Origin of the sequence: Thermodesulfobacterium commune DSM 2178 (assembly GCF_000734015.1) — a bacterium.
Classification (GTDB): Bacteria; Desulfobacterota; Thermodesulfobacteria; order Thermodesulfobacteriales; family Thermodesulfobacteriaceae; genus Thermodesulfobacterium; species Thermodesulfobacterium commune.
Window position 1 is genome coordinate 213,839 of sequence record NZ_CP008796.1, and the last position, 13,353, is coordinate 227,191.

The following is a 13,353-nucleotide window of genomic DNA, read 5'->3' on the forward strand; positions in this document are numbered from 1 at the left end:
AAAAGGAGGGTTGAAAAATGAGCAAGGTACCTATAGTAGGTATTGACCTTGGAACTACTAACTCTTGTGTTGCCATATTTGAGGGTGGTGAACCCAAGGTAATCCCTAACAGAGAAGGGACAAGGACTACACCTTCGGTGGTAGCTTTCCAAGAAAACGGAGAAATATTGGTGGGTCTTCCTGCTAAAAGGCAGGCCATCATCAATGCAGAAAACACCATTTTTGGAATTAAGAGATTGATGGGTAGAAAGTTTAACGATCCGGTGGTACAGGAATGGAAAAAAAGAGTTCCTTATAAGATAGTAGAAGCTCCTAACGGAGATGCACATGTAGAAATAAGAGGAAAACGGTATAGTCCTCCTGAGATTTCAGCCATGATTCTTAGGAAGATTAAGCAGGATTTAGAAGAGTATTTAGGCCAGGAAGTAAAAGATGTGGTAATTACTGTTCCTGCTTATTTTGATGACAGTCAAAGACAGGCAACCAAAGATGCAGGTAGAATTGCAGGTTTAAACGTTATCAGAATTATCAATGAGCCTACAGCTGCTTGCTTAGCCTATGGACTTGAAAAGAAAAAAGAAGGTTTGATTGCTGTTTTTGACCTTGGAGGAGGAACGTTTGATATCTCTATCTTAGAAATAGGAGATGGTGTATTTGAAGTTAAGTCAACCTCTGGAGATACCTTTTTAGGTGGTGAAGATTTTGATATGCGAATAGTAGACTACATCGCAGAAGAGTTTAAGAAAGAGCATGGGATAGACCTAAGACAGGATAAAATGGCTTTACAAAGGTTAAAAGAAGCTGCTGAAAAGGCTAAAATTGAGCTTTCAAGCACCTTAGAGACTGAGATAAACCTTCCTTTTATTACCGCTGATGCCTCAGGACCTAAACATTTGGTAATGAAGTTAACCAGGGCAAAGCTTGAAAGTTTAGTAGAGGATTTGATAGAAAGATTAGAAGAACCCTGTCGTATTGCCATGAAAGATGCAGGAATTACTCCTAAGGATATAAGTGAGGTTATTTTAGTTGGTGGTATGACCCGTATGCCAAGGGTTCAACAAAAGGTAAAAGAAATCTTTGGAAAAGAGCCTGTGAAAGGTGTTAACCCAGATGAAGTGGTGGCTATGGGTGCTGCCATTCAGGCTGGAGTATTAAAAGGAGAGGTAAAGGATGTGCTTCTTTTAGACGTAACTCCTCTTTCTTTGGGAATTGAAACCTTGGGAGGTGTTTTTACAGTTATCATACCGAGAGGTACCACCATTCCTACTAGAAAGAGTCAGATTTTTACCACAGCTACCGATAATCAGACAGCAGTTACCATTCATGTTTTGCAAGGAGAAAGGCCTTTGGCTAAAGACAACAAGAGTATCGCAAAATTTGACCTGGTAGGTATACCTCCTGCTCCAAGAGGAGTACCCCAGATAGAGGTTACTTTTGACATAGACGCAGATGGTATCTTACATGTTACTGCTAAAGACTTAGGCACCGGGAAAGAACAGTCTATCGTGGTAAGACCTACTTCAGGGTTAAGTGAAGAGGAAATCCAGAGAATTATTAAAGAGGCAGAACAGTTTGCAGAAGAAGACAGAAGAAAAAAAGAGCTTGCCGAAGCTCGCAACCAGGCAGACAGTCTTATCTATTCTGTAGAAAAAACCTTAAGAGAATTAGGAGACAAGGTCTCAGAACCTCTTAAAAAAGAAGTAGAAGAAAAGATAGCTCAACTAAAGAAGGCTATGGAAGGGGAGGACATAAACGAAATAAGAAGGGCAAGCGATGAATTAACCCAGGCTTCTTATAAACTTGCAGAGATGCTTTACAGAGAAAAAACTTCTTATACATCTCAAGAAGGTTCTCAGAAAAAAGGTGGAGATGATGTGATAGACGCTGATTTCGAAGAAATGAAATAAACTTGGGAAAAGGGGGCTTTTTAGCCTCCTTTCCCAAGGAGGTCTTTTTTGATAGAAAATAAAATAGGTATTACCTTAGGGTGTCCTGCAGGGATAGGTCCAGAAGTAATCCTTAAATCACTTCAACATTTTCAAGAGAAATTTCCTGAGGTTTTATCCTCTCTTTTGATTATAGGAGACGCTCGGGTTATAGAACAAAGGGCTAAATGGTTAGGGATTAAAATCCCTCCTGAGTTAGAAATTCTATCTCTTACCGAAATAGATGTAAAGCCTGGGGAACCCTCGGTTGATGGATTTAAGGCAATGGGACTTTTTGTACAAAAAGCCATAGACCTTGCTAAAGAAGGTAAGATAAAGGCGATTGTTACCGGACCTATAAGTAAAGAGGGTTTAGAAAAGGTTGGGATTAAATATAAGGGACATACAGAGTGGCTGGCTCAAGAGCTTGGGGCTAAAGATTTTGTGATGAGTTTTTATGGAGAAAGATTAAAAGTATCGCTGGTTACTACACATATTCCTCTAAAAGAGGTCCCAGAAAAGATAACCGCAGACAAAGTTTTTGCTACAGCTAAGCTTTCCTTTGAATTTTTACTAAAACTTAAAGTATTAAATCCAAAAATCGCCCTCTGTGGGGTTAATCCCCATGCCGGAGAAGGAGGCCTTATAGGTGAAGAGGAAAAAACGGTTTTAAAAGAGGCCATAACCCTTTGTCAAAAAGCTGGTCTTCCCGTATATGGCCCTTATCCTGCAGATAGTCTTTTTTTCTGGGCTTATCAAGGACGTTATGATTTGGTAGTTGCCATGTATCACGATCAGGGGCTTGCTCCTTTTAAACTTATACATTTTGAAGACGGGGTAAACATAACCTTAGGACTTCCAGTAATAAGGACTTCTCCTTGTCATGGTACAGCTTATGATATAGCAAACAAAGGTGTTGCTAACCCATCAAGTTTTATCCAGGCAATACATTTAGCTTATAAACTTATCCAAGTCTAAACTTTTCTTGATTTTTTAACCTTTTAGGGTTAAAATCCATAAACAATGGTGAAAAAAATTCGTTTTACTCTTCTTTTGCTTGTTTTTGTCTTTTCTTTGTTATTTTTATGTGTAGTGAACATAGATTTTTTTCTTAATCGTCCCTGGATTAAAGGACCTCTGATCAACTTTTTAAAAAACACCCAGAAGATAGATATAAACTATAAAGAAATAAAGATAGATGTTTTTGAAGGAAAGGTAAGGATCAAAGATTTTACGTTTAAAAATAGATATTATGAAGTGGAGACTCCTGAAGCTACTGCTTTTTTATCTTTATCAAAAATTTTTAGGTTTAAGCTTTTTCCCGAAAGTCTTCAGGTAAAAAAACTTAAATTAAAGTCTTATTGGTCACCAGAACCTTTCAACTTGTATCAGTTAAAAGACCAATTAAAAAACATGGCTCCTTTTAACATGAAAGTTGAAGAGGCAACCATAGAGTATGAAACCTCTATAGGATGGTTGATTTTTGATCACACAGACCTTTTTTTGAAAATTGATCGACATCAAACCTTATGGGAGTTAAAATCTCTTAAAAGTCCTCAGTTTAAAGAAGCTGAGATAAAAGGAAGGTTAAATCTTGCAAACCTTTTCTTAGAAACTTCAATTGAGGCTAAGAATTTTGATTTTACCAATTTTATTAAGGGTGGAGAACCGTTTATAGGGCGTCTTACTTCTGATTTGATGGCTGAGCTGAGTTTAGAAAAAGAAAAACTTAATCTTTCTTTTCAACTGTTAAACCCTCAACTGGTTTTTAAACAATTCTCTCGAGAAAGGTTTTTAGGGGGTGTGATTACCGGGGTTCTTAGCTCTAAAAAAGATGGCCTTAGGTTAACCCTTAAAAAAGTATTTTTAAGAAATCCCTTTTTAGACGCTCAGGGAGAGTTTGTAAAGAAAAAAGAGGGTTTAGAAGCAAGCCTTAAGGTTAAGAAACTTGATTTGGCTGAGATAAAAAAAATAGGACTCCTTCTTTTTGAAAAACAAAAAGAGGTAAAAGAGGTTTTTGATTATATCGGTAATGGAAGTTTGGAAGATATAGAGGTTGTTTCTTCAGGAAAAGATTTGCAAGAGCTTATCGACTATAAAAGGATAAAAGCGAAAGGTAAGTTGAAAGAAGGTCAGATCATTCTGGGTTTTCTTCCTTTAGACTTAGAACAAGTCACAGGGGAGGTGGGTTTTTCAGAAGGAAGGCTTATCTTTAACGGGACGTTGGCAGTAGAAGGTTCTGTCTTGGGAACGGTAAAAAGTTTCAGTTTAGACCTTTCAAAAAGACAGCCTGAGCTCTGGTTAGAAGGAACCATCTCAGGTAGGGCAGAAAAAATCCAAGATCTTGTAGCAAACTTTGACATGTTTAAGTCTTACCAAGAAAAAATAAAAGAATTTAAAACAGAGGGTTCCCTTGTTTCTAAGATAGAACTAAGAGGTCCTTTAGATGCTTTTCAACTTTCCTTTGACATAGATTCAGAAGATGCATCATTAATCGTGCCTTTTTATACCAAATTCTTACGTTTAAAAACAGCTAAAATTTTTTACTACAAAGACAAACTAAATCTTTCTAATCTGAATGTATTTAATAAAGAATTAGCGATAAAAGATGGAGGTTTGGAGTTAAATTTATCCTCTTTAGACTTTAGGGTTAAAGTTTGGGGAGTGACCATAAAACCTGAGTTTTTAGAGTTTCTAAAGGATAAGGTAAGAGAGGTAGCTGTGTTTTTTAAGGAAAAGGGCCTTAAATTTGAAAATTTAGAGATAGAAGAAGGGGAATTTCGAGGGAATTTAAAACAGTTAGCCCAAGAGCAAGTAAACCTAAAACAGGCTATTTTAGGCAATCTCTTTTTAAAGGGAAAAGCAGTAAATCTTAGGATAGGTGAAGAGGTAAAAGGAGAAAGATTTTCTGGTTATTCAGAAAGTTTACCTTTAGTTTGGCGCGATGGGTGTCTTTCTTTTGGAGAGGCCGCTTTTGAAATAGAAGACTCTAATTTTGTAGGTAAGGGTAGGGTTTTTGACCAAGAAATTTTTTTAGAACTAAAAGGAGAGGTGAAAGAAAGACTAAAGGATAAGATTGAGAAGGTCTTAGGGCTTAAAGAGGCTTCTTTTCTATTAAAATCTCCGATAAACATAGAAAACCTATCTTTGGTTTATAGAGACGGACAGGTTCAATCCCGAGGAACCTTTAAGATCTCAGATAAAGAAATTTCTGTAACTTTGGACCAAACTAAAGACCAAACCTCAATTTTGGGGAGTTTTAACGGAAAAGAAAGTCAGCAGAAGTTTGGATTAAGGTTAAACCAAAATCAAATAGATTTAACCCTGCAAGGTAAAACTCGTTTGGAAGAGTTAGGAACAATCTTTGATAAGGTACCTTACCCATTAGAAGGTTTAGTAGAAAACAATTTGCACTTAAAGTTTAAAAAAGAAAAAAATATCTTAGTGTCTTTGGCAAACGACTACTTAAACAGAAACCTTTTTCTTGAAGAAGGTTGGCTTACACTTCAAGGAGTTAAGTTTAAAGATGGAATAGCGATTGAGGGTGAAGGAAAGATTGCTAAGAACCATACGATTCATGGAAAGTTTAAGTTTGAATGGAACAATTCTACCTTATTAGCTGACTTAAAGGTGGATACCAACCAAAAATATGTTTTGGTTACAGGGGATTTAAGGTCTGAAAAAATAGATTTAAAAAAGTTTTTAGGTTTAAGCTCAACCCAAGAAACCTCTGATAAAACGGTTAAAAAAGAAATCTGGGACTATTTCCAAGGGATTCCTCTAATAGCAGAGTTAAAGGTGAACGCAAACGACCTTATTCTTCCTACCTCCCATAAGGTAGAAAACTTTAGTTTAGACTTAAGTTTAAACACTAAAGCGAAACTTTTATGGGCCAACCTGACCAAGGCTAATTTTTGCGGATTAGGATTAGATTTTATCTATTCTTTATCAGGGGAAGCCCATCAAGTTTTTGTAGAACTTTTACCTTCAGAAGGAGACCTGTTAGACCTTTTTTCCTGTCTGTATCCAGAAGAGATGCCTACCGTAATCTTAGAAGGTCCTTATAAGGTAAAAGGATATGCCTTTTTTGAAGGAAATAGTAAAGATTGGATTACGAATAGCAGAGGAGAGTTGATACTTAAATCTAAAAAGGGATATATTTACCGTGCTCCTCTTATAGCTCATCTTTTGGGTTTTTTAAGTCCGATAGACCTTTTTAGAGGAAAAATTCCTAATTTAGAAAGTCAGTTATTACCCTACGAAGAATTAATTTTCAACTCCCGCTTTACCGATACGACTTTACTCATAGATGAAGCCTTTCTTTCAGCCTCAGGTTTTAGATTGTTTGGCGAGGGACCGATAAACTTGAAAAACAAGGAACTAAACCTTACTTTTTATGCCTCTCCTTTCAAAACGATAGACGTGATTTTAGAAAAGGTTCCAGGGTTAGGGAAATGGGTTCTTGGGAAACCGAGGATGTTAGTTTACCTACCTTTACAGGTGGTAGGGACATACGATAATTATAACATCATTCCCTTACATCCCAGTAGTTTAGGAAAAGGGGTTTTCACCTTTATCTTTAGGTTATTCGGAATTTCTGAAGAGTTTTATCAAAAGCCTTCTCAAAAGGCATCTAATTTTCAGGAAAAGAAAGAAGAACTTTTAAAAGAAAGAGAGAACATAAATCGAACTCCATGAAAGAAGATTTTATCCTTTTTGAAGATAAAAGTCTTTTGGTGGTAAATAAACCTGCTGGAATGGTGGTTCAGGGAGCAAAGGATTTAGAGGTATCTTTGTTAAATTTGTTAAAAGATTATTTAAAAAAAAGAGATAATAAACCAGGAAACGTTTTTTTAGCGGTGGTTCATCGTTTGGATAAACCTGTTTCTGGAGCATTAGTTTTTGCCAAGCGCACAAAAGCAGCCAGAAGACTTACCGAAAGTTTTAAACAGAAAGAGGTGGGTAAATTTTATCTTGCAGAGGTAGAAGGAATTTTAAAAGGTCAAAACTTGATCAGGGCTTATCTTAAATGGGATCAAAAATCTCACAAAGCTTTGGTTTTTTGGGAACCTAAAGAAGGTGCAAAAGAAAGTCTAACATATTATGAAACGTTACAGGTTGTAAAAAATAGATCGTTAGTCTTGCTTTTTCCGATTACAGGAAGAAAACATCAACTAAGGGCTGTCCTAAGTAGTCTTGGGTTCCCTGTGGTAGGGGATGTTAGATATGGAGCCAAAAGATTGGTTAATCAGGGTAAGGCTATTCTTTTGCATGCTTGTTTTATATGTTTCCCCCATCCTCTGGAAAAAGAACCTGTTGAAGTATTGGCTCCGTTACCTCAATATTTTTCTTTCCCCAATCTTGACAAAACCTTAAATTTGGAGTTTCTTAATAAAAAGTTTCAAGATTTAAAAAAACTTTACCAGGAGTAAACTTTGGAGAAAAAAAAAGAAAGTTCAAATTCAGAACTTCCTGTTTTATGTGCTACCTGTGCTTGGAGGGAGTTTTGTGCTAAAAAGTTTTCTTTTGACAATACCCAACCCTTGAAGTGTCCTGACTATTCTCCTGACCTAACCCTTTTAAAAAATCTAAGAAAGGAGACCAAGGTTGATAAAGCAGAGGATTAAAGAGGCAGTAGAAAAGGCTGTTAAGACTGTTTTTGGCGAGATACCTTTGCCTCAGTTTGAAATAGAGACCCCAAGAAAAGGTTTTTTTGGGGATTATGCTACCAACATAGCCTTTGTTTTAAAAAACTCCTTAAACCTTTCTCCTTTAGAAATAGCTGAAAAGTTGGTTCAAGAACTAACTAACGAAAAAACTCTTTTTGAAAAGGTAGAGGTTGCTAAACCAGGGTTTATCAATTTTTGGGTATCTACTCAGTATTATCTTGAAAACTTGCTTAAAGTCATAGAAGAAAAAGATAACTATGGTAGGATTGACTTAGGTAAAGGGAAAAAGGTTTTGGTTGAGTTTGTTTCCGCTAATCCCACGGGGCCTCTTCATATAGGACATGGAAGGGGTGCAGCTTATGGAGATTCTTTAGCAAGGGTTTTAGAGTTCACTGGTTATTCTGTTATCAGAGAGTATTACATAAACGATAAAGGTACTCAAATGGATATTTTAGGGGAGTCTGTTTATCTCAGGGCTAAGGAGTTAAAAGGAGAAAAGATCAATTTTCCGGAAGATTTTTATAAAGGTGCGTACATCTACGATATAGCCAAAAAGGTTTTGGCAGACTATCCTAACCTTTTAGAATTAGAAAAAAAAGAGGCCATAGCCATCTGCAGAGAGATAGCGATAAAGACCATCCTTGAAGATATAAAATCAGACCTTGATAGGTTCAGGGTAGTTTTTGATAGTTGGTATTCAGAAAAAAGCCTTTATGAAAAAGGCAAAGTAGATGCTTTGATAAACCTTTTAAAACAAAAAGGTTTAGTTTATGAAAAAGAAGGTGCTTTATGGTTTAGGTCTTCTGATTTTGGAGATGAAAAAGACCGGGTGCTTATTCGTTCTAACGGAGAATATACCTATTTTGCAGGAGACATCGCCTATCATCATGAAAAGTTTGTAGACCGTGGGTTTGACCTTGCGATCAACCTTTGGGGAGCAGACCACCATGGATATGTAAAACGGTTAAAAGGGGCTCTTAAGGCTTTAGGTTTAAATCCAGAAAATTTAAAAGTAATTCTTATTCAGATGGTTAATCTTATAGAAGGTGGAGAACTAAAAAGCATGTCCACCAGACAAGGGGAATTTGTAGAGCTAAAAGAACTTTTAGATGAGGTGGGGGTAGATGCTACCAGATTTATTTTTTTATCCAGGTCTTCTGACTCTCCTTTAGATTTTGATATAGATTTGGCCAAAAAGCAGTCTCAAGAAAACCCAGTTTATTATGTACAATATGCTCACGCAAGGATTTGCAGTATTTTTGAGAAAGCAAGAGAGCAAGGTTTAGGAGAAATAAACTGGAGAGAGGTAGATTTTAGCCTTCTTTCTTCAGAGGAAGAGATTGCTCTTGCCAAAAAGATAGAAGAATTTAAAGAAGTTATAGAATCAGCAAGTATGTTTTATGCTCCCTATAAAATTACTTATTACCTGTTAGACCTTGCCAAACAATTTCATGAGTTTTATACTAAACATCGAGTGCTTTCAGATGATCTACCGTTAACTTTAGCTAGACTGGGGTTGTGTTTAGGGTGTAAAATAGTTCTAAAAAATGGTCTAAACCTTTTGGGGGTTAACTCTCCAGAAAAAATGTAAAAAGGAGGTTTTTATGGAGGGTAAGAAAGTAAAAATAGAGGTAAGTAGGATTGCTTTAGTTTTTATTATACTTTTTGGTTTGTGTTTGTTGGTTTGGAGTTTTATTATAGGAGTTTGGGTAGGAAGTAAATTAGGTTCTAAAGAACAGGAGAAGATAGCCGCAGAGTCTACCTCTAAAGAGGAGCTCCCCCCTCCACCTCCTCCTTCTCTTACAAGTAATGAAAGTGCGACAACCCCATCTCTTTCTGGTTTAAACGCCACAGCTGAAAAACCTGTAGATCTTAAGGGAAATGCCTCTTCTCAAGCCTTTGTTTCTCCTTCCAAACCTGAACCAGAAGCTCAAGTAATAGAAAAAGAAAAAAAGCAGGCTAAACCTAAGGTATCTGAAGTAAAAGAACCTTCCAAGGAAAAACCACTTACCTCTAAAACCAAAGAGATAGCTAAAATCTCTAACCAGATAAAACAAGGGTCTTTTGCGCTTCAGGTGGGTGCTTTTTCGCAAAAGGAATCTGCTGAAAAGTTGAGGACTTTAGCTGAAAAAAAAGGTTATAAGGTTACGGTAAAAGCTATTCCTTCTGAGGGAAAAACCCTTTATAAGGTTTATGTAGGTAGATATGCCTCCAGAGAAGAGGCAGAAAAAGCAGCTACTAAGGTAGTCTCTGACCTTGGAGTAAGCAACCCCTTTGTTGTAGAATTAAAGTAAGTTATCAGGTTTAAATAATGATAAGAAAGGCAAAACTTTCTGATATAAAGTATATTTATAAACTAATTTTACATTTTTCTAAAACTGGAGAGGTTATTCCTCGGTCTTTATCTGAATTGTATGAACATGTGCGGGATTTTTTTGTTTATCAAGATAAAGATTTAGTGGTTGCCGCTTGTGCCTTGCAGATTTGTTGGGAAGATTTAGCAGAGATAAGGTCTTTGGTGGTAAGTGAGGAATATCAGAATAAGGGTATTGGTTTAGCTTTGGTAAAGGCTTGTTTACAAGAGGCAAAAGAACTTGAAATACCAAGGGTTTTTGTGTTGACCAGAGTGCCGGTTTTTTTTGAAAAGGTAGGGTTTGTAAGAACTAATAAGTCTGAGTTGCCTTACAAGGTGTGGTCAGACTGCGTAAGATGTCCCAAATTTCCTGATTGTGATGAAGTACCGATGATTAAAGAAATTTTTTAAAATTACCCTTGACTTTTTTGTAAAAATAGATAAAAATAAATTGTAAAAATAAGTTTTAAGGTTTAGAATATTTTTTTTGAAAAAAACGTTTTATTAAAAAATAAAAGGAGGTGTTAGGTATGCCAACAGTTGAGTACAAAGGTAAGGTTTTTGAAGTAGATGAGGACGGATTCTTAGCAGGTGGTCTTGATGCTTGGTGTAAAGAATGGGTTGAGTATGTGAAGGAATTAGAAGGTATCCAGGAGTTAACCGAAGAACACTGGAAGGTAATTAACGTCCTTCAGGATTACTACAGAAAGAACGGTGTTGCTCCTATGGTTAGAATTTTGTCCAAGGTCACCGGATTTCCATTAAAGAAGATTTATGAGTTGTTCCCTTCTGGTCCTGGAAAAGGTGCTTGTAAGATGGCTGGATTACCTAAACCTACCGGGTGTGTGTAAAGCACAAAAATGTCTTTTCATAAAAGGGGTGGGCTTTCTCGCCCCTTTCTTTTCTTTTATTTATGTAGTGTTGGTTTTCTTTTGTGCGTCTTATTGAGTGTTTCTTTAGTTTTTGCTAAAAAATTAGACATAAATCAGGCTACAGTAGAAGATTTAGAAAAACTTCCTGGCATTGGTAAGAAAACAGCCCAAGCTATTGTAGACTATCGTGAGAAAAACGGGCCTTTTAAATCCTGGGAGGACGTAGAAAAAGTAAAAGGGATAGGTCCTAAAAAATTGCAATTGTTAAAGCCTTATCTTACTCTAGGAGAAGAAGGAGAAAAAGCTAAACAAGAAAAAAAATCAACCTCAAAAAGTAGAAATAAAAACCTTCCTTCTAATTTAGAAGTGAACAACCCAATTTATTACTATGTAGACGAAAAAGGTAAAGTTCATTATACTCAATTTCCTCAGACTGTTCCTTTGAAATATAAAAGCACATTAAGACCTTTAAACCCATAATCTCTATTTTTCATAAGTTCCCTTTTTTATCTTGCTTAACAGAGATTTTTTAGTAAAATAGAGGAAATTTTGAATTTTGCAGGAGTGTTTTTATGATTGATTACGGGCTAAATGACACTCAAAAATTGTTGGTTGACCTTATCAAAAGGATTGGAGAAGAGTATATAAAGCCCTATGCCTTGGAATGGGACGAAAAAGAAGTTTATGATGAAAGACCTATAAAGGCCTTAGCCCAAGCCGATTTTTTTGGAATAATTGTTCCTAAAGAATATGGAGGCTTGGGTTTGGGTAGTTTGGAGATGTGTCTTGCAGTGGAACATCTTTCTTACTATTGTGCAGGTGTTTCTACTACTTATGCTGCTTCTTTTCTTGGAGCTTATCCTATTATTTTTTTTGGTAATCAAGAGCAAAAGGCTCATTACTTACCTCGTATCGCTAAAGGAGAGAGCCTTTGTGCTTTTGCCTTGACAGAACCTCAGGCAGGAAGTGATGCCTTTGGGATCAAAACTACAGCTAAAAAAGAAGGAGACTATTATGTATTAAATGGAGTAAAACAGTGGATTACTAACGGAGGTATAGCAGATATTTATGTGGTTATAGCCCTTACAGACCCTTCTAAAGGGGCAAGAGGTGCCAGTGCCTTTATAGTAGAAAAGGGTGACCCCGGTTTTACAGTAGGCAAAAAGGAAAAGAAGTTGGGGTTAAGAACTTCGGTTACCACTGAGCTTTTTTTTAATGATTGTGTGATCCCTAAGTCAAGACTTCTTGCTAAAGAAGGTATGGGATTTATTGTGGCCTTAAAAACCTTAGATTATGCCAGATGCGGTGCAGGAGCCCAGGCTGTAGGAATAGCTCAGGCAGCGATGGAGGTTTCTTTAAAACACGCTTCCTCAAGGATTCAATTTGGGCAACCTGTTTATCAGTTTCAAGCAGTAAGCCATACCTTTGCTGATATGGCGATGAAAATCGAGGCTTCAAGGAGTTTACTTTATAGTGTAGCCCGGTTTATAGATCGGGGGGCTAAAGATTTTTCTGGGGCTTCATCTATGGTAAAATGTTTTGCTACAGATGTGGCTATGTGGGTTACCGAAAGAGCTATCCAAATGATGGGTGGTTTAGGTTATATGAGAGATTATCCTGTTCAAAAGTATTTTAGAGACGCAAAGTGTCTGCAGATTTACGAAGGGACAAATGAAATCCAGAGAAACGTGATTGCTAGAGAGTTGCTTAAACACTATAAATAAACGAGAGGTCAGAGATGGAAAAAATAATCCTTTGTATAAAAGGGGTGCCTAAACCAGGGACAGTTAAGGTAGACCCATCGACCCATACCCTAAAGAGAGATAGTTTAGAACTAATTCTTAACCCTCCAGACAGACAGGCTGTAGAAATGGCCGTAAGGCTTAAAGAAAATTATGGATTGAAGGTTACTGTGATTACTATGGGTCCTCCTAATGTTATACCTCTTTTAAAAGAGGTATACGGGATAGGGGCTGATGAAATGGTACTTTTGTCTGATAGGGCTTTTGCCGGTGCAGATACCTTAGCTACAAGTTATGTCCTTGCTGAGGCTATCAAAAAGATGTCCCCTTATTCTTTAGTCCTTATGGGTCTTAAATCCATAGACGGAGAGACCTCTCAAGTTCCTCCCGAAACAGCAGCTTTACTTGGATTGCCATCTATTACTAATGTTAAAACCGTTTTAAAAGAAGGGAATAATTGGGTAGTGCTAAGACAGACAGAGTATGGTGAAGAAGAGTTAGAGGTAGAACCTCCTTTTGTAGCTTCTGTTTTACCTGAGGCTTTTGATTATCTAAGGCCCCCCTCTTTAAAGAGACTTTTAGAGGTCAAAGAAAAAGATCCTTTGGTTTTTACAGTTCAAGATTTAGGGTTATCTCCTGAAAGATTAGGGCTTAATGGTTCACCTACTCAGGTAGTAGATGTTTTTGAGAAAAAATTTGAAGCTAAGGGGCAGGTGTTGGAGGGAGAACCTTCTTTTCTGGTAGAAAAGCTTATCTCGGTTTTAGAACAAAAAGGATTAATCCATCCTTAGA

At 36.8% G+C, this 13,353-nt stretch carries 12 protein-coding genes; all 12 read left to right on the forward strand.

The window, feature by feature from the left end:
* The first annotated feature begins 17 nt into the window (after positions 1-17).
* The 12 genes from dnaK to HL41_RS01180 all read left to right on the forward strand — a co-directional run bounded on the left by dnaK (position 18) and on the right by HL41_RS01180 (position 13,352).
* A complete protein-coding gene (gene dnaK / locus HL41_RS01125) occupies positions 18-1,907 on the forward strand; it encodes a molecular chaperone DnaK (RefSeq protein WP_038063402.1) in 1,890 nt (629 codons plus the stop codon).
* A gap of 48 nt (positions 1,908-1,955) precedes the next feature.
* On the forward strand, positions 1,956-2,903 hold the full coding sequence (gene pdxA, locus HL41_RS01130) for a 4-hydroxythreonine-4-phosphate dehydrogenase PdxA (protein ID WP_038063405.1): 948 nt from the start codon (positions 1,956-1,958) through the stop codon (positions 2,901-2,903).
* Between the two features lie 48 nt (positions 2,904-2,951).
* Complete coding sequence (locus HL41_RS01135) at positions 2,952-6,623, forward strand: AsmA-like C-terminal domain-containing protein (protein ID WP_158506213.1); 3,672 nt, start codon at positions 2,952-2,954, stop codon at positions 6,621-6,623.
* The gene (locus HL41_RS01140; protein WP_051754410.1) at positions 6,620-7,357 is read left to right on the forward strand and encodes an RluA family pseudouridine synthase; all 738 of its coding nucleotides are present in this window, start codon (positions 6,620-6,622) and stop codon (positions 7,355-7,357) included. The genes HL41_RS01135 and HL41_RS01140 overlap by 4 nt, the downstream gene beginning before the upstream one ends.
* 3 nt (positions 7,358-7,360) lie before the next feature.
* A complete protein-coding gene (locus HL41_RS01145) occupies positions 7,361-7,552 on the forward strand; it encodes a hypothetical protein (RefSeq protein ID WP_038063410.1) in 192 nt (63 codons plus the stop codon).
* Complete coding sequence (argS, locus tag HL41_RS01150) at positions 7,533-9,185, forward strand: arginine--tRNA ligase (protein ID WP_081856446.1); 1,653 nt, start codon at positions 7,533-7,535, stop codon at positions 9,183-9,185. The genes HL41_RS01145 and argS overlap by 20 nt, the downstream gene beginning before the upstream one ends.
* A 13-nt stretch (positions 9,186-9,198) precedes the next feature.
* Complete coding sequence (locus HL41_RS01155; protein WP_038063412.1) at positions 9,199-9,888, forward strand: SPOR domain-containing protein; 690 nt, start codon at positions 9,199-9,201, stop codon at positions 9,886-9,888.
* A gap of 17 nt (positions 9,889-9,905) precedes the next feature.
* Positions 9,906-10,358 (forward strand): N-acetyltransferase, encoded by a 453-nt coding sequence (locus HL41_RS01160; protein ID WP_038063414.1) that lies wholly within the window; start codon positions 9,906-9,908, stop codon positions 10,356-10,358.
* Between the two features lie 119 nt (positions 10,359-10,477).
* Positions 10,478-10,798, forward strand: coding sequence for a TusE/DsrC/DsvC family sulfur relay protein (locus HL41_RS01165; protein WP_038063418.1), 321 nt, complete (start codon positions 10,478-10,480; stop codon positions 10,796-10,798).
* 9 nt (positions 10,799-10,807) lie between these two features.
* Entirely contained in the window at positions 10,808-11,299 is a 492-nt protein-coding gene (locus tag HL41_RS08895; RefSeq protein ID WP_051754411.1) for a DUF655 domain-containing protein, read from the forward strand.
* Positions 11,300-11,391: 92 nt separating this feature from the next.
* Positions 11,392-12,543: an acyl-CoA dehydrogenase family protein gene (locus HL41_RS01175; protein ID WP_144241951.1), complete on the forward strand. Its 1,152-nt coding sequence runs from the start codon at positions 11,392-11,394 to the stop codon at positions 12,541-12,543.
* 14 nt (positions 12,544-12,557) lie between these two features.
* A complete protein-coding gene (locus HL41_RS01180) occupies positions 12,558-13,352 on the forward strand; it encodes an electron transfer flavoprotein subunit beta/FixA family protein (protein WP_038063421.1) in 795 nt (264 codons plus the stop codon).
* Position 13,353: the final 1 nt, after the last annotated feature.

Coding starts and splice junctions, on each gene's coding strand:
- dnaK (WP_038063402.1), top strand. CDS start 18: ATGAGCAAGGTACCTATAGTAGGTATTGACCTTGGAACTACTAACTCT.
- HL41_RS01140 (WP_051754410.1), top strand. CDS start 6,620: ATGAAAGAAGATTTTATCCTTTTTGAAGATAAAAGTCTTTTGGTGGTA.
- HL41_RS01155 (WP_038063412.1), top strand. CDS start 9,199: ATGGAGGGTAAGAAAGTAAAAATAGAGGTAAGTAGGATTGCTTTAGTT.
- HL41_RS01160 (WP_038063414.1), top strand. CDS start 9,906: ATGATAAGAAAGGCAAAACTTTCTGATATAAAGTATATTTATAAACTA.
- HL41_RS01165 (WP_038063418.1), top strand. CDS start 10,478: ATGCCAACAGTTGAGTACAAAGGTAAGGTTTTTGAAGTAGATGAGGAC.
- HL41_RS08895 (WP_051754411.1), top strand. CDS start 10,808: ATGTCTTTTCATAAAAGGGGTGGGCTTTCTCGCCCCTTTCTTTTCTTT.
- HL41_RS01175 (WP_144241951.1), top strand. CDS start 11,392: ATGATTGATTACGGGCTAAATGACACTCAAAAATTGTTGGTTGACCTT.
- HL41_RS01180 (WP_038063421.1), top strand. CDS start 12,558: ATGGAAAAAATAATCCTTTGTATAAAAGGGGTGCCTAAACCAGGGACA.